This is a genomic window from Actinoallomurus soli, from assembly GCF_024055715.1.
GTDB lineage: Bacteria > Actinomycetota > Actinomycetes > Streptosporangiales > Streptosporangiaceae > Actinoallomurus > Actinoallomurus soli.
Window position 1 is genome coordinate 20788 of sequence record NZ_JAMXMV010000028.1, and the last position, 18659, is coordinate 39446.

Annotated in this window: 16 protein-coding genes; 11 read left to right on the forward strand and 5 right to left on the reverse strand. The window is 71.5% G+C overall.

The features are described 5' to 3' along the window. Positions 1–2 precede the first annotated feature (2 nt). The 7 genes from cobA to NDW01_RS37835 all read left to right on the forward strand — a co-directional run bounded on the left by cobA (position 3) and on the right by NDW01_RS37835 (position 9751). Complete coding sequence (gene cobA / locus NDW01_RS37805) at positions 3–1241, forward strand: uroporphyrinogen-III C-methyltransferase (RefSeq protein WP_252829210.1); 1239 nt, start codon at positions 3–5, stop codon at positions 1239–1241. Next, positions 1238–2959, forward strand: a complete 1722-nt coding sequence (locus NDW01_RS37810; protein WP_252829211.1) for a P-loop NTPase family protein — start codon at positions 1238–1240, stop codon at positions 2957–2959. The genes cobA and NDW01_RS37810 overlap by 4 nt, the downstream gene beginning before the upstream one ends. A 19-nt stretch (positions 2960–2978) precedes the next feature. Beyond that, on the forward strand, positions 2979–4718 hold the full coding sequence (locus tag NDW01_RS37815) for a P-loop NTPase family protein (RefSeq protein WP_252829212.1): 1740 nt from the start codon (positions 2979–2981) through the stop codon (positions 4716–4718). Positions 4719–4913: 195 nt separating this feature from the next. After that, a complete protein-coding gene (locus NDW01_RS37820) occupies positions 4914–5441 on the forward strand; it encodes a single-stranded DNA-binding protein (RefSeq protein ID WP_252829213.1) in 528 nt (175 codons plus the stop codon). 589 nt (positions 5442–6030) lie between these two features. Continuing rightward, positions 6031–7347, forward strand: a complete 1317-nt coding sequence (locus NDW01_RS37825; RefSeq protein ID WP_252829214.1) for a sensor domain-containing diguanylate cyclase — start codon at positions 6031–6033, stop codon at positions 7345–7347. Between the two features lie 10 nt (positions 7348–7357). Beyond that, a complete protein-coding gene (gene ettA, locus NDW01_RS37830) occupies positions 7358–9055 on the forward strand; it encodes an energy-dependent translational throttle protein EttA (RefSeq protein WP_252829215.1) in 1698 nt (565 codons plus the stop codon). 252 nt (positions 9056–9307) lie between these two features. Further along, positions 9308–9751 (forward strand): acyl-CoA thioesterase, encoded by a 444-nt coding sequence (locus NDW01_RS37835; RefSeq protein ID WP_252829216.1) that lies wholly within the window; start codon positions 9308–9310, stop codon positions 9749–9751. 142 nt (positions 9752–9893) lie between these two features. Here the strand turns inward: NDW01_RS37835 and NDW01_RS37840 are convergent, their stop codons facing one another. Both NDW01_RS37840 and NDW01_RS37845 read right to left on the reverse strand, forming a co-directional pair. Continuing rightward, positions 9894–10706 (reverse strand): hypothetical protein, encoded by an 813-nt coding sequence (locus NDW01_RS37840; protein ID WP_252829217.1) that lies wholly within the window; start codon positions 10704–10706, stop codon positions 9894–9896. Continuing rightward, positions 10703–11623 (reverse strand): ABC transporter ATP-binding protein, encoded by a 921-nt coding sequence (locus tag NDW01_RS37845; RefSeq protein ID WP_252829218.1) that lies wholly within the window; start codon positions 11621–11623, stop codon positions 10703–10705. Before NDW01_RS37845 ends, NDW01_RS37840 begins: the two co-directional genes overlap by 4 nt. Positions 11624–11813: 190 nt before the next feature. Here NDW01_RS37845 and NDW01_RS37850 point away from each other — a divergent pair, with 190 nt between their 5' ends. The 4 genes from NDW01_RS37850 (at position 11814) to NDW01_RS37865 (ending at position 16540) form a co-directional block, all read left to right on the forward strand. Next, on the forward strand, positions 11814–13031 hold the full coding sequence (locus tag NDW01_RS37850; protein WP_252829219.1) for a sensor histidine kinase: 1218 nt from the start codon (positions 11814–11816) through the stop codon (positions 13029–13031). Beyond that, entirely contained in the window at positions 13028–13678 is a 651-nt protein-coding gene (locus NDW01_RS37855; RefSeq protein ID WP_252829220.1) for a response regulator, read from the forward strand. The genes NDW01_RS37850 and NDW01_RS37855 overlap by 4 nt, the downstream gene beginning before the upstream one ends. A 125-nt stretch (positions 13679–13803) precedes the next feature. Beyond that, a complete protein-coding gene (locus NDW01_RS37860) occupies positions 13804–15213 on the forward strand; it encodes a S28 family serine protease (RefSeq protein WP_252829221.1) in 1410 nt (469 codons plus the stop codon). A gap of 130 nt (positions 15214–15343) precedes the next feature. Continuing rightward, a complete protein-coding gene (locus NDW01_RS37865; protein WP_252829222.1) occupies positions 15344–16540 on the forward strand; it encodes an MFS transporter in 1197 nt (398 codons plus the stop codon). Between the two features lies 1 nt (position 16541). Here the strand turns inward: NDW01_RS37865 and NDW01_RS37870 are convergent, their stop codons facing one another. From NDW01_RS37870 to NDW01_RS37880, 3 genes are all read right to left on the reverse strand, one after another. Next, positions 16542–16925: a globin gene (locus NDW01_RS37870; RefSeq protein ID WP_252829223.1), complete on the reverse strand. Its 384-nt coding sequence runs from the start codon at positions 16923–16925 to the stop codon at positions 16542–16544. A gap of 12 nt (positions 16926–16937) precedes the next feature. Beyond that, entirely contained in the window at positions 16938–17978 is a 1041-nt protein-coding gene (locus NDW01_RS37875; RefSeq protein ID WP_252829224.1) for a mechanosensitive ion channel family protein, read from the reverse strand. 232 nt (positions 17979–18210) lie between these two features. After that, positions 18211–18462, reverse strand: coding sequence for a hypothetical protein (locus NDW01_RS37880; protein ID WP_252829225.1), 252 nt, complete (start codon positions 18460–18462; stop codon positions 18211–18213). Positions 18463–18659 lie beyond the last annotated feature (197 nt).

Consider the following 18659-nt stretch of genomic DNA (forward strand, 5'->3'; position numbering starts at 1 on the left):
CCTTGCCGCCCTACCTTCTCGGTCTGCGCTTCGACGGCCGCCGCGTCGTCGTGATCGGTGGCGGGCGCGTCGCCCAGCGCCGCGTTCCGACCCTGCTGGCCGCCGGTGCCGACGTGCTGCTGATCGCGCCCGAGGCCACGCCGATGCTGGACGATCTGGCCGCGCGCGGCGAGATCACCTGGGAACGCCGGCCGTACCGGCCGGGCGACTGCGCCGGCGCCTGGCTGGTGCAGGCCGCAACCGACGACGGCGAGGTCAACGCCGCGGTCGCCGCGGAGGCGGAGGGCCAGGGCACCTGGTGCGTGCGCGCCGACGACGCGGAGCTGTCCCCGGCCTGGACCCCGGCGAGCGGCCGGGTGGGCGAGACGACCGTCGGCGTGCTCGCCGGCGGCGACCCGCGCCACGCGGCCGGGCTGCGCGACGTCATCGTCGCCGGGCTGCGCGACGGCACGATCGAGGCGCGGCACTCGCGGCGGCGGCCCGTGGGCGTGGCGCTCGTCGGCGGCGGCCCCGGCGATCCGGGGCTCATCACCGTACGCGGCCGGCAGCTGCTGGCCCAGGCGGACGTCGTCGTCACGGACCGGCTGGCCCCTCGCGAGCTCCTCGACGAGCTGCCGGCCGACGTCGAGATCATCGACGCGTCCAAGATCCCGTACGGCCGCTCGGTCACACAGGAACGCATCAACGCGCTGCTCGTCGAGCACGCCAAGGCGGGACGCTTCGTCGTGCGCCTGAAGGGCGGCGACCCGTTCGTCTTCGGCCGGGGAGGCGAGGAGGTCCTGCACTGCCTGCAGGAGGGGATCCCGGTCACCGTCGTTCCCGGCATCACCAGCGCGATCGCCGTGCCCGGCGCGGTCGGCGTGCCCGTCACACACCGGGGCGTGTCGCAGGAGTTCCACGTCGTGTCCGCGCACGTCGCCCCCGGAGACCCCGCCTCGACCGTCGACTGGGAGGGGCTCGGCCGCGCTCAGGGCACGCTCATCCTGCTGATGGCGGTGGAGCGCATGAGCGTCATCGCCGACACGCTGATGCGCTATGGTCGATCGCCTGACACTCCCGTCGCCGTCGTCCAGAACGGTACGCTGCAGTCCCAGCGCGCCCTCACGGCGACGCTCGCGACGGTTGTGGACGACATGACGGCCACCGGCGTGCGGCCTCCGGCGATCGTCGTCGTGGGCGACGTCGTGCAGGTGGCGCGACAGATCGACATGCTGAACGCGGATATGGGGCGGACTCCGTGACACCCCCGGCTGACCAGAGCGCGATCAAACGCGCGGCGACACCCCTTCCCCTCGACGAGGCCCTGGCCGATCTACGGGACCAGATCGCCTCCTTCCGGTTCGTGCTCGACGCCCCGGGCGTCGACGAGGCGCGCGCCATCCAGCAGGACCTGCTGAACCAGCTCGACGACTACCTCCTGCCCCGGGTGCGCCGCAAGGACGCCCCGCTGCTGGTGGTGCTCAGCGGGTCGACCGGCGCGGGCAAGTCCACGCTGGTCAACACGCTCGTCGGCGAGCGGGTCAGCGCGACCGGCGTCCTGCGGCCCACGACGAGCAGCCCGATCCTGGTCTGCCACCCCGACGACGCCGACTGGTGGCTCGACGAGCGCTACGTCCTGCCCGGCTTCGGGCGGGTCCCCGGCCCCGCGCCGGACGCCGTGGTCGGCGACCAGCTGGTCATCATGAAGAGCGACGTGCTGCCCAAGGGCCTGGCCCTGCTCGACAGCCCGGACGTCGACTCGGTGTTCGAGGACCACCACGAGTTCGCGGCGCAGTTCCTGGCCGCGGCCGACGTGTGGATCTGCGTGACCACCGCCGCCCGCTACGCCGACGCCCTCGTCTGGCGCCTGCTGCACCGCGCCCGCGACCACGGCGCCACCCTCGGCGTCGTCCTGTCCCGCGTGCCCGAGGGCGGCGAGGAGGTCGTCGGCCACTTCACCGAGATGCTCAAGGACAACGGCCTGGAGCAGGCCGCGCAGTTCGTGATCCACGAGACCACGGTCTCGGGCGGGATGCTGCCGTCCGAGGCGGCCGACGAGGTGCAGGTGTGGCTGAGCGGCATCAGTGAGGACGAGGATGGCCGCGCCGAGGTCATCAGGTCTACTCTGGGTGGCGTGCTCGACACCTTCCGCACCCGCGTCCCCGAGCTGGCCGCGAAGGTCGAGGAGCAGGTCGCGCTGCGCACGCTGCTCCGCGAGGACGTCGAGGGCGCCTACGCCACCGGCCTCGCCGAGCTCGACGAGGCCACCCGCAACGGCTCCCTGCTGCGCGGCGAGGTCCTCGCCCGCTGGCAGGACTTCGCCGGCACCGGCGACCTCGAGCGCGCCCTGCATGCGGGCCGCGGCCAGACGGGCCACCGCAGCAGCCGCCGCAAGCGCGCCCCCGCGCGGGTCCGCGCCCTCAAGGCCGCGCTGCGCAGCGCCCTGGAGTCCCTCATCGTGGCCGGCGCGGAGCGCTCCGCCGAGGAGGTCGTGAGCCGCTGGCGGGGCCGCCCGGCCGGCGCCATGCTGCTGGAAGGGCGCGACGAGACCCTCAACCGCGCCTCCGTGGAGCTGCCCCGGCGGGTCACCCGCGCCGTCAGCGCCTGGCAGGACCACATCGCCGACCTGATCCGTACCGAAGGGGTCACGAAACGTTCGGTGGCCAAGTTCGTCTCCTATGATGACGAGGCGCTGGCACTGGTGCTGATGGTCGGCCTGTTCGGCTTCGGCACCAGCGACATCGCGGTCGAGGGCGGCACCAGCGCCGTGCCGCAGCGGCTGCTCAAGGCGCTGTTCGGCGCCGAGTCGCTGCGCAGCATGAGCGCCAAGGCGCGGGCGGACCTGCGCGGCCGTATCGGCATGCTGTTCGACGAGGAGGCCATCCGGTTCGGGCAGGTGCTCGACGGCGCCGGGGTGCCCGACGAGACCACCCCCGTCCAGCTCTACCAGGCCACTTACAACCTCGAGGTCGCCCGGTGACCGAGGAGGATCGCGACCGATGACGACGACCACCCCCGGCGTCTCCGGCACGTCCGAGGAGACCCCGCCGCAGCGGACGGCCGCGCCGGGGCAGGGCCCGGTGCCGGACCCGGCGGCGGCGCCGTCCGACGTGTCAGGGCTGACCCGCCGCCTCGCCACTCTCGACCGGCTCGTCGAGCTCGGCGAGGGCCGCGTCGACCAGGAGCTCATGGATGACGCCGCCGCGCTCCTCGGCCGGGCCGGCGACCGGCTGCGCCTGTCCGGCGACCACACGATCGTCGCGCTGGCCGGCGGCACCGGAAGCGGCAAGTCGTCGCTGTTCAACGCCGTCTGCGGCCTCGAACTGTCCCCGACGGGACTGCGCCGCCCGATGACCTCGTCGGCGCACGCCTGCGTCTGGGGCCTCGACGGCGCCGGCCCGCTGCTGGACTGGCTGGAGATCGACAAGCGTCACCGGTACGCCCGGGCCAGCGCGCTCGACCAGACGAACGGCGAGGAGCGCGCCGGATCGCTGCAGGGCCTGATCCTGCTCGACCTGCCCGACCACGACTCGATCCGGTCCGAGCAGGTCGCGGAGGTCGACCGGTACGTCGGCGTCGCCGACCTGCTCATCTGGGTGCTCGACCCGCAGAAGTACGCCGACTTCGCCGTGCACCGGCGCTACCTGGAGCCGCTGGCCGGCCATGACGGCGTCAGCCTGATCGTGCTCAACCAGATCGACCGCCTCGCGCCCGAGGAGATCGACGAGTGCGTCAAGGACCTGCGGCGGCTGCTGGAGGCCGAAGGGCTGCGCAACCCGCGCATCCTGACCACGTCGGCCAAGTCGGGGGCCGGCGTCGAGGACTTCCGCGACGTCATCGCGGACACCGTGGCCGCCCGCCGGGCCCGCACCCAGCGGCTCATCGCCGACATGGACCGGCTCATCCAGCGGTTCGAGGGCGCCTTCGGCGCGGTCGAGCCGCCCTCCACCATCGACGACAAACGGGCGGCGGCGCTCGTCGAGGCCCTGGTGGACGCCGCCGGGATCCCCGCCGTGGCCGAGGCGATGGAGAGCGCGTACCAGCTACGCGCGCTCGACTACGTCGGCTGGCCGCTCACCCGTCTCGCCGCCCGGCTCCGCAGCGACCCGCTGCGCCGGATGCGCCTCGTCGAGCTCCGCGACGAACTGCGCGCCGCGTTCACGACGCCCGTCAACGCCCAGCAGGCCCACGTCGACAACGCCCTGCAGGACGTCACCGAGGACGTCGTCCGTGACCTGCCGCCCACCTGGCGGCGCTCGGTCCGTGAGGCCGGTCGCTCCAACGCCGACGCGCTTCCCGAGACGCTCGGCGCCTCCCTGCGCACCGTCGTGCCGTCCTTCAACCAGGTCCCCGGTTCGTGGTGGGCGGTGCGGATCTGGCAGTACCTCCTGCTGGTCGTCGCCGCTCTCAGCGTCGTCTGGCTCGTCGCCATCGCCGCCTTCGCCGGGCTCAAGCTCGGCCACGCGCCGGTCCGACTGCTCGGCGAGGGCGGGCTCGCGCCGTACGTCGCGCTGGTGCTGGTCTGCGTCCTCGGACTCGGCCTGCTCACCGCCCTGACCGCGCGCAACATGATCGCGCTGACGTCGGTGAAGCACAGCGACCGGATGGAGCAGCAGATGCGCGAGGGCGTCGCGGCGGCGGCGCGCGAGCTCGTCATCGCGCCCGTCGAGCAGGAACTGGCCGTGTACGCGCGGTTCCGCGACGAGGCCGGGCACGCCATCCGCGACGTCGCGCCCTGAGAGCCGCCGTAAGAGCCGGGGTGGAACACGCGGGACGGACGCCGGATCGGCTCCGCGGTCTCTTCCGTGCCGGCTCTGAGCACGGTGAGTTATCCACAGATCACGGAAGGGGCTGGTGGGCGGGGTTCCGCATGCTCGACGGTGGGGGTGACGGCGGCGGCGCAGGGCCGCCGCGCACGCACCCGAGGAGCCTTCGTGAACGACGCGCTGATCACCGTCATCGGTTTCGTGGCCGCCGAGCCCCACTTCGAGGTCCTGTCCAGCGGCACCTCCCTGATGTCCCTCCGCATCGGCAGCACCCCGCGCCGTTTCGACCGCGACCTCGGCCAGTGGCGCGACGAGGATCCGATGTTCCTGACCGTGACCTGCTGGCGCTCCCTCGCCACCAACCTCCAGGAGAGCGACCTCAAGCGGGGCGACCCGGTCATCGTCACGGGCCGCCTCCGCATCCGGGAGTACGCCAAGGACGGGCAGATGCGCTTCTCCGCCCAGATCGAGGCGACCACGGTCGGCCACGACCTCAGCCGTGGCGTCGCCCGCCTGCAGCGTTCGCAGCGCTCCTCGATCAACCTCTCGGAGGACCGCCGGCAGGCCGACGACCTCGCCGACCGCTGGCTCGCGGCCGGCGCGGACGGTGCCGAGGAGTTCACCACCCAGGTCGCCGAGGGGTCCGGCGACGCCGACGAGGCCGCCGAGCCGACCGAGATCCGGGCGGTCGCCTGATGCGCCCCTCCGGCGTCTCCTGGGTGCGCGCGAGCGCCCGGCCGGCCCCGAGACGGTAGCCCCTGAAGACCCACCGGAGGCGGGGCCCCCGGCGCCCCGCCTCCGGTCTCTTCGCACCGGTCTCTGCCGCGGGTCACCGGTCACCGCTTTCGTCGCACGTCACCGCTCTCGGCTGAGGCGGGTGGCCACATGGAGGAGCGGCCCGGACGCCCTTGCCGGTCGGTGGCGAGGTGGCCGCAAGCGGACACACCCTCGTGGCGTGGCCGCGTGGGTGGGGGAAGGGATGGTGGATCGTCGTCAGATCCAGGAGATGCCGCGCACTGTGCCTTCCTTCCGGGATGGCGCGTCCACCGGCGTGGGAGCCGGCGCTCGCGAGCACGTCAGATGGGCGCCGACGCGGCGCCCGCCCGGGCGGCCGCGGCCGGCCAGCGGGCCGTCCTAAGAAGGTACCGAATTTCTTGCCCACTCCGCACACATTGCAACTATCCTATTACTGAACGTGATTCGATCAAGAGCGAGCATGAGCCGCCGTCCTGCGTCGCGGCGGCCGCCCGGACGGGCGGTCACGGTCTGACCCGTAGGGGGATGAATGACGGCACTGCACACCTCCGGCGACGGATCCGGTGACGTCGCCGCCGCCCCGCGGCGATGGCCGTTGCTGGAGCAGCCGCCTCTGCTCGCCCCGTACGTCTTCGTGGTCGTCACGCTGCACGCCGTCCTGATCGGGCTCGCGGTCACGCACACGACCTGGCGGCCGCAGGCGATGCTCGTGTTCGTCGCGCTGCTGGCCTGCGGCGCGATCAGCATCGAGGCGTCACGGCGGCTGGGCATGCCGGCCGGTGTCGCGCGCGACCTGCTGTCGGCGTGGTGGCTGCCCGCGGCCCTGCTGCTGCCGCCGATCTACGCGCTGCTGATGCCCGTGCCCCTGCAGGTCCTGTTGCAGTTGCGGGTGCGCCGCACGCTGCTGCACCGGCGGTTGATCGTCACCTCGGCGAACGGCCTGGCCGGGGTCGCCGCCTCGGCGACGTTCCACGCGGTCGTTCCGCACCCGCTCCGGGACGCCGCCTCCTGGCTGTCGAACCTGGACGCCATGATCCCGATGGTGGTCCTTTGCGCCGTGCTCTTCACCGTGGTCAACACGGCGATCGTCATGGTGGCCGCGCGGATGGCGAAGGGCGAGTGCTCCTGGCGGAAGCTGCTGGCCAACCGCGAGGTCCTCCTCCTCGATCTCGTCGAGGTCTGCGTGGGGATTCTGATCACCATCTCCTGTGCGCTGACCCCGCTGCTGCTCGTGATCGCGTTGCCTCCCGTGATGCTGCTGCAGCGCAGCCTGATGCACACCCAGTTGCGGGCGGCCGCCCGGCTCGATTCCAAGACCGGCCTGCTCAACGCCGCCACCTGGCAGCTGGAGGCCGACACCGAGATCACCCGCGCGGTGCGCACCGACGAGTCTCTCGCCCTGCTCCTGATCGACATCGACCATTTCAAGCGGGTCAACGACGCGTACGGGCACCTGACCGGTGATCAGGTGCTGGCCGGAGTGGCCGGCACCCTGGTTCAGCAGCTGCGGGAGTACGACGTGGTGGGCCGGTTCGGCGGTGAGGAGTTCGCGGTGCTGCTGCCGAACGCCGACATGCTGGAGGCCTGCCGGGTGGCCGAGCGGCTCCGCAGCCGGGTCGGCCGGATGTGCGTCCCCGCCGACGACGCCACGATCACGGTGACGATCTCGATCGGCGTGGCCCTGTTCCGCACCCACGGACACGACCTGATCGAGCTGCTCGCCTCCGCGGATCTGGCGCTATATCGCGCCAAGGAGTCCGGCCGCAACCGGATCTGCCTCCCGGCGACGAAGAAGCCGGGCGAGCCGCGCCGAATCACGGCAAGGCCATCCCCTCGGAGGCTCTAGTCTTGACACCATGCCGGAGTACATCTACACGATGCAGCGCGTGCGCAAGGCGCACGGCGACAAGGTGGTCCTGGACGACGTCACCCTGAGCTTCCTCCCCGGAGCCAAGATCGGTGTCGTCGGCCCCAACGGCGCCGGTAAGTCCACGCTGCTGCGGATGATGGCCGGCCTCGAGCAGCCCTCCAACGGCGAGGCCCGGCTGATGCCCGGGTTCACCGTCGGCATCCTGCAGCAGGAGCCGCCGCTGAACGAGGAGAAGACCGTCCTCGGCAACGTCGAGGAGGGCGTCGCCGAGACCAAGGCGATGCTCGACCGGTTCAACGAGATCGCCGAGCAGATGGCGACCGACTACTCCGACGAGCTGCTCGAGGAGATGGGCAAGCTCCAGGAGCAGCTGGACCACCGCAATGCCTGGGATCTCGACAGCCAGCTCGAGCAGGCGATGGACGCGCTGCGGTGCCCGCCGGCCGACGCGGACGTCACCAAGCTGTCCGGTGGTGAGCGGCGCCGCGTGGCCCTGTGCAAGCTGCTGCTGGAGGCGCCGGACCTCCTGCTGCTCGACGAGCCCACCAACCACCTCGACGCCGAGAGCGTGCAGTGGCTGGAGCAGTACCTCGAGAAGTACGCCGGCACCGTGCTGGCGGTCACCCACGACCGCTACTTCCTCGACAGGGTCGCCGGCTGGATCTGCGAGGTCGACCGCGGCCGGCTGGTCGGCTACGAGGGCAACTACTCCACCTACCTGGAGAAGAAGGCCGAGCGCCTCAAGGTCGAGGGTCAGAAGGACGCCAAGCGCAAGAAGCGCCTGGAGCAGGAGCTGGAGTGGGTCCGCTCGAACCCGAAGGCCCGCCAGACCAAGAGCAAGGCCCGTCTCCAGCGGTACGAGGAGATGGCGGCCGAGGCGGCCAAGACCCGCAGGCTCGACTTCGAGGAGATCCAGATCCCGCCGGGCCCGCGCCTGGGCACCACGGTGATCGTCGCGGAGCACCTGACGAAGGGGTTCGGCGACCGTCTCCTGATGGAGGACCTGTCCTTCAACCTGCCGCCGAACGGCATCGTCGGCGTCATCGGCCCGAACGGCGTCGGTAAGACCACGCTGTTCCGCATGATCGTGAATGCGGCCGGCGCGGGCGCGCCCGACGGCGTGACCGCGGACGAGAAGCCGGACGAGGGCAGCCTGAAGGTCGGCGACACCGTCAAGATCTCCTACGTCGACCAGAGCCGGGGCGGCATCGACCCGCAGAAGAACGTCTGGCAGGTCGTCTCCGACGGGCTCGACCACATCAAGGTCGGCCAGGTCGAGATGCCCAGCCGGGCGTACGTCGCGGCGTTCGGCTTCAAGGGCCCGGATCAGCAGAAGCCGTCCGGCGTGCTCTCCGGTGGTGAGCGCAACCGCCTCAACCTCGCGCTCACCCTCAAGCAGGGCGGCAACGTCCTGCTGCTGGACGAGCCCACCAACGACCTGGACGTCGAGACGCTCGGCTCGCTGGAGAACGCCCTGCTGGAGTTCCCCGGCTGCGCCGTGATCACGTCGCACGACCGGTGGTTCCTCGACCGCATCGCCACGCACATCCTGGCGTGGGAAGAGGGCTCGAACTGGTTCTGGTTCGAGGGCAACTTCGCCGACTACGAGAAGAACAAGATCGAGCGGCTCGGCGCCGAGGCCGCCCGCCCGCACCGCGTCACCCACCGCAAGCTGACCCGCTGAGACATCGGCGAGGACGGGCCGCGAGACCTCCGGGTCCCGCGGCCCGTTTCTTTCCCGGCTCAGGGCGCGGCGACGTGTCACTCTCGGCTCAAAGATCGGGCGACGTGCCACTCTCGGCCAAAGACCGGGCGACGTGCCGCGCCGGTCCTCGGTCGTCCGAAGCCGATGAGTGCACCCGGGTGCGGTCCGGCGGGATGGGAACCGGGAGACTGGACGCCGACCGCGCGACCGATGACACGAGATGGACCAGTGATGACTCAGCCTGCCCTCGACCCCGGCGACGTCCGCGTGCCGCGCAAGCACGTGCACGAGTTCCACGTGCGGTTCGGCGACATCGACTCGCTGGGTCACGTGAACAACTGCCGGTACCTGACGTACCTGGAGGACGCCCGGGTGGCGATGTTCTACACCGACCCGGACCGCGAGGGGCGTCGGCGGCCCCTGCACGGCCTGGTGGTGGCCCGCCATGAGATCGACTACAAGCGGCCCCTGCTGCTGCGGCCCGAGCCGGTGCGGGTGGAGACGCGGGTGACGGAGATCCGCGCGGCGTCCTTTCGCCTGGCGTACGAGGTGTGCGACGACGAGCACGTCTACGCGCGGGCGACCTCGGTGATGGTCGGCTACGACCTGAAGCAGGGCCGGACCCGCCGGTTCGACGAAGAGGAGTCCGCCTTCCTGCGGCAGTACGCGGCGTGACCGCCTGACGCACGGCCGGCCGTCGTCGGCGTCAGGCGACCACGGAGGTGGGCGGCGTTGCGGCGCGCCCGGCGGCCATGGGCGTGGGGCGCGCCGGGACCATGGGCGTGGGGCGCGGCGCGCCGGGCGGCCATGACGGATCTCAGGCGTCGCGGCGATGGATGACGAGCATCGCCGCGCCGATCAGCACGACCGGGTAGACGGAGATGACGACGAACTCCTGGGGGACCGAGAGCGCACCGTGCTGCGCGTGCAGTGACACCAGACGCCGGATCGCGTCGCCCGGCAGCGCGTCGGCGATGTCGACCACCCATCGGGCGGTTCCGTGGATCAGTTGCGGTGCGAGGAAGAGCAGGGTGACCAGGGCCCCGATCGCGGCCGCGGCGTGCCGGAGAAGGACTCCGAGGCCGAGTCCCACCAGAGCGACCGCCAGGAGATAGAACGTCGCCGCGCCGATCGAGCGCAGCGCTCCCGGGTCACCGATCGACAGGCCGACGTGCCGCCGGGACAGCACGGCCTGGCCGGTGGCGAACGTCGCCGCCGCGATGGCCGCCCCGACCGGAACGGTCACCGCCGTGACCACGGCGGCCTTCGCCGCCAGCACCGCGCGCCGGGCGGGTACGGCGGCGAACGTCGTACGGATCAGGCCGCTGGAGTACTCGCCGGTTATCGAGAGGACGCCGAGGGTACCGAAGATCAATTGAGCGATCATGAACCCGATATACGGATCGGACAGCGGGTCGAATGCCGCGCGCTGCGCCGGTGACATCCTCGGCCAATCGCCGACGTCGGCGTCGGCGACGACGGCACCGATGCCGATCGCGGTGACGGCGGCGCACAGCAGCACCCAGTAGGTGGACCGCACGGACCACAACTTGGTCCATTCGGAGCCGATGAGGTCGCGGGCGCGGCCCGCGCGGGTGCCCTCGCCGGCCGGAAGGTCGATGGTCGTCATCGTGTGGTCTCCTCCGGCTCGGCGTGATGGTCGACGCTGTCGGCGGTGATCTCCATGAACGCCTCCTCGAGCGTGGCGTTCCGCGGGGTGAGTTCGTGCACCGCGATGCGGTGCGCGAGTGCCAGGTCGCCGATCCGCGCGGCGGTGAGCCCGGCGACCTCCAGCACCCCGTCGCCGCCATCGGCCACGGAGGCCCCTTCTCCGGTGAGGAGACGGGCGAACGCGCCGCCGTCGGGGGTCCGTACCGCGACGTGCCGGCGGGCCCCGCGCTCGACGAACTCCGTGACACTCATGTCGGCGATCAGCCGTCCCCGGCCGATGACGATGAGCTGGTCGGCGGTGTGCTCCATCTCGCTCATGAGGTGACTGGAGACGAGCACCGTACGGCCCTCGCCGGCGAGCCGCCTGAAGAACGAACGGACCCAGTGGATGCCCTCCGGGTCGAGTCCGTTCACCGGCTCGTCGAAGATGAGGACGTCCGGGTCGCCGAGGAGCGCGGCCGCGATGCCGAGCCGTTGTCTCATCCCGAGTGAGAACCCGCCCACGCGTTTTCGTGCCACGGCGGTCAACCCGACCTCGTCGAGGACGTCGGCCACCCGGCGCACCGGGATGCCGTTGCTGCGGGCGAGCGCGGTGAGGTGCCGGTCCGCGCTGCGCCCGGCCGGGACCGCGCCGGCGTCCAGGAGGGCCCCGACCCGGAGCAGCGGGCGGCGGAGCCCGCGGAAGGGCCGCCCGTCGATGGTGGCCGAGCCGCTCGTCGGCGTGTCGAGGCCGAGGATCAGCCGGAGCGTCGTCGACTTGCCGGCGCCGTTCGGCCCGAGGAATCCGGTGACCCGGCCCGGCAGCACCTCGACGGTGAGCCCGTCGACGGCGGTCGTCCCGCCGTACCGCTTGGTGAGGTTCGAGATTCTGATCATGCCTTCCCCTGAGTTCGTGGTGGCCTCCACGGTGCGGCAGGCGGTCGTCCGGCCGCGTCAGGCGGTGGAGCCCTTTCGCTTCCTCGCCCGGGGGCGGCGGCAGCGGGAGCGGCTCCGCCTCGGGACGGGTGCCCACGGCTCCGCCTGGAGACGGACGACCGGGAGGCCGTCGAGGCGTTACCGTCGGCACGTGGACCTACGGCCTCCGCTCCACCGCCGGCTCACCTTCGCGCACTGGGTCGCCATCGACGCGCTCGTCGCGCTTCTGCTCGCGGCTGCGCTGTTCTCGAGCGCCCAGGTGCCCCGGCCGCACCTGGGGATGCCGGCCGCGGCCGGCGGGGGCCTGGCCCTGGGCATCGCCGCGACGGTGGTGATCCGGCGGTGGCGGCCCCTGTTCGCCCTGGTCGTCGCGCTGGCCGCGAGTCTGGTGTCGGCGTTCTTCGGCTTCACCAAGGACCCGATGGTCGCTCTCGCGCTGGTGATGTACATGGTCGCGGTGGCCAGGCCACCACGAGTGGCGATCGTCGCGCTGGCGGTCGTGGAGGTCGCGATCGTCCTGGGCGCCTGCTTCGCGTCTCCGGCCGTTCTGTCGTCGGATCACCCGTGGGACATGACAGGCGAGGTCGTGGGAACCGGAGTCGTCCAGCTCGCGGCGTGGACGGTGGGCGTCGCGACGCGCCAGGCCCGCGCCTACTCCCAGGGACTGCGCGAACAGGCCGAGCGTCAGGCTCAGGTCAAGGTCGAGCAGGCCCGGCGTGCGATCAGCGAGGAGCGACTGCGCATCGCGCGCGAACTCCACGACGCCGTGGCGCACAGCATGAGCGTCATCGCGGTGCAGGCCGGAGTCGGGCACTACGTGATCGCCACCCGGCCGGAGGAGGCCGCCAAGGCGCTCGCCGCGATCGAGACGACGAGTCGTGCCGTGCTCCAGGAGATGCGCGGGCTGCTCGGCGTGCTCCGCGATGAGACGCCCGGAGACGGCCGGGAGGTCCTGCCGCCCGTACGAGGCGTCGCCGACCTGCCCGCGCTCGCCGAGCAGACGACGAACGCGGGGGTGCGGGTGAGCCTTCAGGTCCGCGGGGTCGCCCGCGCGCTGCCGCCCGGCGTCGACCTGGCCGCGTACCGCATCGTCCAGGAGGCCCTGACGAACGTGGTCAGGCATGCGGAGACCGACCACGGTCGCGTGCTCGTCACGTACGGCGAAGGAGACCTGGAGATCGAGGTGACGGACGACGGCCTCGGAGCCGATGGATACGGCGGCGCCGACGATCCGATCGGCTTCGCCGGCGGCCACGGCCTGGTAGGCGTGCGCGAGCGGGTCGCCCTCTACGGCGGTGACTTCAGCGCGGGCCCGTTGCCCCTGCGGGGTTTCCGCGTCGCCGTGCGCATCCCGACGGACGCCCGATGACCAGGGTGGTCGTCGCCGACGATCAGGCGCTGGTACGTGCGGGCTTCCGGGTGCTGGTGGAGACCGCCGCGGACCTGTCGGTGGTGGGGGAGGCCGGGACCGGAACGGAGGCGGTGGAGGTCATCCGCCGGGTACGCCCGGACGTGGCGCTCATGGACATCCAGATGCCGGAGCTGGACGGGATCGAGGCGACCCGGCGCGTTCTCGCGGGTCCCGATCCCGTCCCGGTCAGGATTCTGATGCTCACGACCTTCGACCTGGACCGGTACGTCTACGGGGCCCTGCGGGCGGGGGCCAGCGGATTCCTCCTGAAGGACACTCCGCCGGCGGATCTGCTGCACGCGATCCGGGTGATCGCCGCCGGAGAGGCGCTGCTGGCGCCGAGCGTGACGCGGCGGCTGATCGAGGAGTTCACCCGGAGACCCGTCGTCACCGCGCATCGGAACCTGGAGGGCGTGACCGAGCGGGAACGCGAGGTCCTGCGGCTCGTCGGCCGCGGGCTCTCCAACGCGGAGGTCGCCGAGCACCTGCATCTGTCGATCGCGACCGCGAAGTCGCATGTCAGCAGGCTGCTCATGAAGCTGGACGCGCGGGACCGGGCGCAACTCGTGATCGCCGCGTACGAGGCCGGGCTCATGACGCCGTGAATCCCGGGTCGGTGCGGCGCGTGACGACAGTTCTGTAACGAAGGCAGAGTAGGACCGAGTTTGCCTGTTCTTTGCCCCGTAATGTCGCGGTTGCGTTCTCGCGATCCGACACAAAAGGGGTAAGAATGCGCAACCTCTCTCGAGGAGTGCTGGCGCTGCTGCTGGCCGCCGGGCTGGGCGGTCTCGGTGGCACCGCGCACGCGGCGCCGGGCCGGGCCGCGGACGACGACGTCCTGGCCAGGCTCAAGGCGATACCCGGCATGACGGTACAGGAGAAGACCTCCACGCTGTCGGGTTACCGCTGGTTCTGGCTGAACTACCGGCAGCCGGTCGACCATCACCACCCGGAGCGCGGCTGGTTCGAGCAGCGTGTGCTGCTGGAGCACAAGTCCGACGACCGGCCGATGGTCCTGTACACCAGCGGCTACAACACGCCGGAGACGATGTTCCTGTCGGAGCCGACGGCGCTGGTGGACGGCAACCAGATCTCGGTGGAGTACCGCTACTTCACCCCGTCGCGGCCCGAGCCGGCGGTGTGGACCAAGGACACGATCTGGCAGGCCGCCACCGACGAGCACCGGCTGATCAAGGCCCTCAAGACGATCTACCACGGCAAGTGGATCTCGACCGGCGCCAGCAAGGGCGGCATGACCGCCACCTACCACAAGCGTTTCTACCCGTCGGACGTGGACGGCACGGTCGCGTACGTCGCCCCCAACGACGTGAACAACAAGGACGATAGCGCGTACGACCGGTTCTTCAAGAACGTCGGCACGGACCCGGCGTGCCGCGCGAACCTGGAGAACCTCCAGCGCGAACTGCTCAAGCGGCGTCCGGAGATCCTCGCGCGGATGAGCGCCGACGCCGAGAAGGCCGGCGACACCTGGCACATCATCAAGACCGTCGACCGGGCCTTCGAGAACTCGGTGATGGACTTCGAGTGGGGGTTCTGGCAGTACCACCTGCAGTCGGAGTGCAAGGACGTCCCGGCGACGACCGCATCGACCGACGAGATCTACTCCTTCTTCGACACGATCTCCGGCGCGCTCACCTACACGGACCAGAGCCTGGAGCCGTTCATCCCGTACTACTACCAGGCGGGCACCCAGCTCGGCTGGCCGTCGCCGCAGTTCAAGCACCTGCGCCCGCTGCTCCGCTACGAGAGCACCTACCAGCCGCGGACGTACGTGCCGAGTGACATCCCCATGCGGTTCGACCCGTCGGCGATGAAGGACATCGACCACTGGGTCCGCACCCACGCGACCCACATGATGTTCGTCTACGGCCAGAACGACCCGTGGGGCGCCGAGCCGTTCCGCGTCGGCCAGGGCAGCCGCGACTCCGCCGTGTACGTCGCGCCGGGCCAGAACCACAGCGGCCGCCTGCTCGCCAAGCTGCCCGACGCGCAGCGCGCGCGGGCGACCGCGGACCTGCTCCGCTGGGCCGGTGTCTCCCCGGCGCAGCAGGCACGGACCCTCTCGGTCCCGGCGCAGGTCGCCGAGGACCCGATCCTCGCCCAGCGCCCGCCACTGTAAGGAGCCACCGGCCCCGTACGCGGGTTCCCCTGACGCGCCACCGGCCCTCCGCGAGAGGCCGGTGGCGCGTCGCGTTCCGCGGCCTCTCCGGCAAAGGGCGTCTCATATTTTGGTACGCTAATATCAACATATGAACAGACGGTGGTCGATCCTCGGGATCGGGTTGTTCGCCATGATCGCCGGGTGCGCGTACCAGTACGGCCTCCCGTATCTCATCCCCGCCCTGCGCGCCGACGCCGGTCTCTCCCTCGGCCAGGCCGCGACGCTGATCTCCTGCCCGGTCGCCGGCCTCCTCGTCTCGCTCGCGCTGTGGGGCGTGGCCGCCGACCGCTGGGGTGAGCGGATCATCCTCGCCACCGGCCTCACGATCGCCGGCGCCGCGCTGCTGGCCGCCGCCACCGTGCGCGACCCGGTGGCGCTCGGCGTCTGTTTCCTCCTCGCCGGAGCGGGCGGGGCGTCCATCCACGCGGCCAGCGGGCGGCTCATCCTCGGCTGGTTCGCCGCCCACGAGCGCGGCCTGGCCATGGGCGTACGCCAGACCGGGCAGCCGCTCGGCGTCGGGCTGGCGGCCGTCGTCCTGCCGCCCCTCGCGGCCGGCGCGGGCCTCGCGGGCGGCCTGGTCTTCCTGGCCTGCTGCTGCTTCGCCGCCGCGCTGCTGGTGGCCGTGCTCGTCCGCGACCCGGCCCGTACGGAGGGCGACGAGCCCCACGGCGGCCGCTCGCCGTACCGCACGTCCGTCCTGTGGCGGATCCATGCGGCGAGCGCGCTGCTCGTCGTCCCGCAGTTCACGGTGTCCGCGTTCGCGCTCGTCTACCTCGTCGACGCGCAGGGCTGGAACGCCGGGACCGCCGGCCGGCTGCTGGCGGCCGCGCAGATCGGCGGAGCCACGGCCCGCCTGATCGTCGGCCACTGGTCCGATCGGGCCGGCAGCAGGCTGCGCCCGATGCGCCTCCTGGCGCTGGGCATCGGCGTCGTGATGCTGGCCCTGGCCGTCGGTGCGCTGGCGGGCTGGAGTGCCGCCACCGTGATCCTCGTCGTCGCGTCGGTGATCACCGTGACTCCGAACGGCCTGGCCTTCACGGCGGTCGCGGAGTACGCGGGACGGGCCTGGGCCGGGCGGGCGCTCGGCTTCCAGAACACCGGCCAGAACCTCCTCGCCGCGGCGACCCCGCCCGTGCTCGGCTCCCTCATCAGCGGGTCGGACTACGGAACGGCCTTCGCGATCGCGGTGGCGTTCCCCGTCGTCGCGGGCCTGCTGCTCCCCGTACGGGCCGAGCGGGCACAGGCACGTACGGCCGCCTCGACGGCGACCGGCGCGCGGTCGTGAGTCAGCCGGGCGCGTTGATCAGGCTGTTCGCGGCCATCACGAGGTAGTCCCAGAGCATCGTCTCCAGCGGCTCGGGGAGCTCCAGCTCGTCGATGGCGTCGCGCATGTGGCCGAGCCAGGCGTCGCGCTCGGCCTGGCCGATCCGGAACGGCACGTGCCGCATGCGCAGCCGGGGATGGCCGCGCCGCTCGCCGTACGTCCGCGGGCCGCCCCAGTACTGCATCAGGAAGAGCCGGAGTCGCTCCTCGGCCGGCCCGAGATCCTCCTCGGGATACAGCGGGCGCAGAAGGGGGTCCGCGGCCACCCCTTGGTAGAACCGGTGCACCAGGCGGCGGAAGGTCTCCTCGCCGCCGACCGCTTCGTAGAAAGTGACCTCTTGTGTCATGACCGCCCCAGCCTACGCGGCCGGAGTGTCCTCCTTGAACGGTGCGATCGGGACGCCGGCCGAGTCGAATGTCTTCTTGACGCGTTCGCGCAGTTCCCGTGCGGTGTCGCCCTGCTGGCCCGGAGCCGTCTTGCAGACGACGCGGACGATGACCGCCTCGCCGGACAGCGCCTGAACGCCCCAGACGGTCGGGTCCTCCAGGATGATCTCGTCCCACGGCGGCTCGGCCGCCAGGGCCGAGGCGGTCTCGCTCAGGAGCGTACGGACCTTGTCCAGGTCGGCGTCGTACTCGACCGGGACGTCGAGGACGACGCGGGACCAGTTCTGGGACTCGTTGCCGACCCGCTTGATCTCCCCGTTCGGGACGTACCAGACGACGCCGTCGGCGTCGCGCAGGCGGGTCGTGCGCAGGGTGACCGCCTCGACCGTGCCCTTGGCGGTGCCGACGTCGATCACGTCGCCGACGCCGTACTGATCCTCCAGCAGCATGAACATGCCGGTGAGGAAGTCCTTGACGAGGTTCTGCGCGCCGAAGGCCACGGCGACGCCGATGATGCTGGCGCTGGCCAGGAACGGCGTGAGGTTGAGCCCGAGGTACCCCAGCACGGTGAGCGTCGCCGCGCCCAGGATGATCACCGAGGCGATGCTGCGCAGCACCGACCCCATCGTCTCGGCCCGCTGGCGGCGCCGCTCGCTGACCAGCACGGGGCTGCCGTCGAAGATCGTGCGGGTCTTCTCGCGGAGCCGCTCGGGCATCGTGCCCTCGGCCATCCGCATCGTGATCTTGGTGATCAGCTTGTGCGTGAGGCGGCGCAGGACGTACGCGATCACGATCGTGAGGATCAGCTTCACGGTCCAGGTGATCGGGCTGCTGCCGTCGAGCCAGACGTGGTACCAGTAGGTCAGATCGCCGTTGTGCGTGAGGTTCCAGGTGAGCTGGCAACCCTTGGTGATGTGCTCGGAGATCGAGTTCGGGTCGGTCTTGCAGGCGTCTTTGAGCGACGTCTTCCCGCTCACGGACGGCAGGACCGACATCGCAAGACGCGCGAACACGAGACTTCCTCCCGGGTGGTCCCCGTGCTGGGCGACCGCGTTGGACCGGCGAACCTACGGGATGGATCGTAGGCGACGCCGGGACGTTCCCGGTGCCATCCGGCGGGCGCGCGCCGGGAGTTGGGCCCCGCGGAGCCGGTCGGTCCGCGCCACTGGCAACAGGCTCCGCGGGGTGATCTACAGGGCCTCGTCTCGGGTCACCGTCCGTAGCGGTGAAGAGTCGAGAGGGGCCCTAGGCGCCGTGCGCCTCCAGGACGCGGGCCACCTTGACGGCGGCGCCGCAGGGGTCGTCGACCGCATGCATCGGCTCGCCCCAGGACCACCAGAAGTACCAGGAGCGCTGGTCGGGGGTGTCCGGCGCCGGCGCGCACGTGACGTTCTCCGACATGCTCGCGGCGTCCGGGTTGACGACCCGGCAGAACGCCGGGCCGGAACGGCTGCGGACCACGCGGGCCACCAGGCCGCGTTCGCCTAACTCCCGCACCAGTCCTTCGAGATATCCAAGTCGACGTTCGTCGAACACCGAGCGCGCCTCCCTCGCTCACACGATGAACTCACCTCGTTACGCGGTGCGAGAATCGCAAGCCCTGGGGGAGCGGTCAAGGGACGTTCGCGGCGGCCGGGGACAAAGATCTGTCGACTCGGGTAGAGGTTCTTCAACTGGCGATGAAGCTTTTTCCG

What these genes read in the sequence shown, in the direction of transcription:
- NDW01_RS37815 (WP_252829212.1), top strand. Translation starts at nt 2,979, where the DNA reads ATGACGACGACCACCCCCGGCGTCTCCGGCACGTCCGAGGAGACCCCG.
- NDW01_RS37825 (WP_252829214.1), top strand. Translation starts at nt 6,031, where the DNA reads ATGACGGCACTGCACACCTCCGGCGACGGATCCGGTGACGTCGCCGCC.
- NDW01_RS37865 (WP_252829222.1), top strand. Translation starts at nt 15,344, where the DNA reads ATGAACAGACGGTGGTCGATCCTCGGGATCGGGTTGTTCGCCATGATC.
- NDW01_RS37835 (WP_252829216.1), top strand. Translation starts at nt 9,308, where the DNA reads ATGACTCAGCCTGCCCTCGACCCCGGCGACGTCCGCGTGCCGCGCAAG.
- NDW01_RS37855 (WP_252829220.1), top strand. Translation starts at nt 13,028, where the DNA reads ATGACCAGGGTGGTCGTCGCCGACGATCAGGCGCTGGTACGTGCGGGC.
- NDW01_RS37840 (WP_252829217.1), bottom strand. Translation starts at nt 10,706, where the DNA reads ATGACGACCATCGACCTTCCGGCCGGCGAGGGCACCCGCGCGGGCCGC.
- NDW01_RS37860 (WP_252829221.1), top strand. Translation starts at nt 13,804, where the DNA reads ATGCGCAACCTCTCTCGAGGAGTGCTGGCGCTGCTGCTGGCCGCCGGG.
- NDW01_RS37845 (WP_252829218.1), bottom strand. Translation starts at nt 11,623, where the DNA reads ATGATCAGAATCTCGAACCTCACCAAGCGGTACGGCGGGACGACCGCC.
- NDW01_RS37870 (WP_252829223.1), bottom strand. Translation starts at nt 16,925, where the DNA reads ATGACACAAGAGGTCACTTTCTACGAAGCGGTCGGCGGCGAGGAGACC.
- ettA (WP_252829215.1), top strand. Translation starts at nt 7,358, where the DNA reads ATGCCGGAGTACATCTACACGATGCAGCGCGTGCGCAAGGCGCACGGC.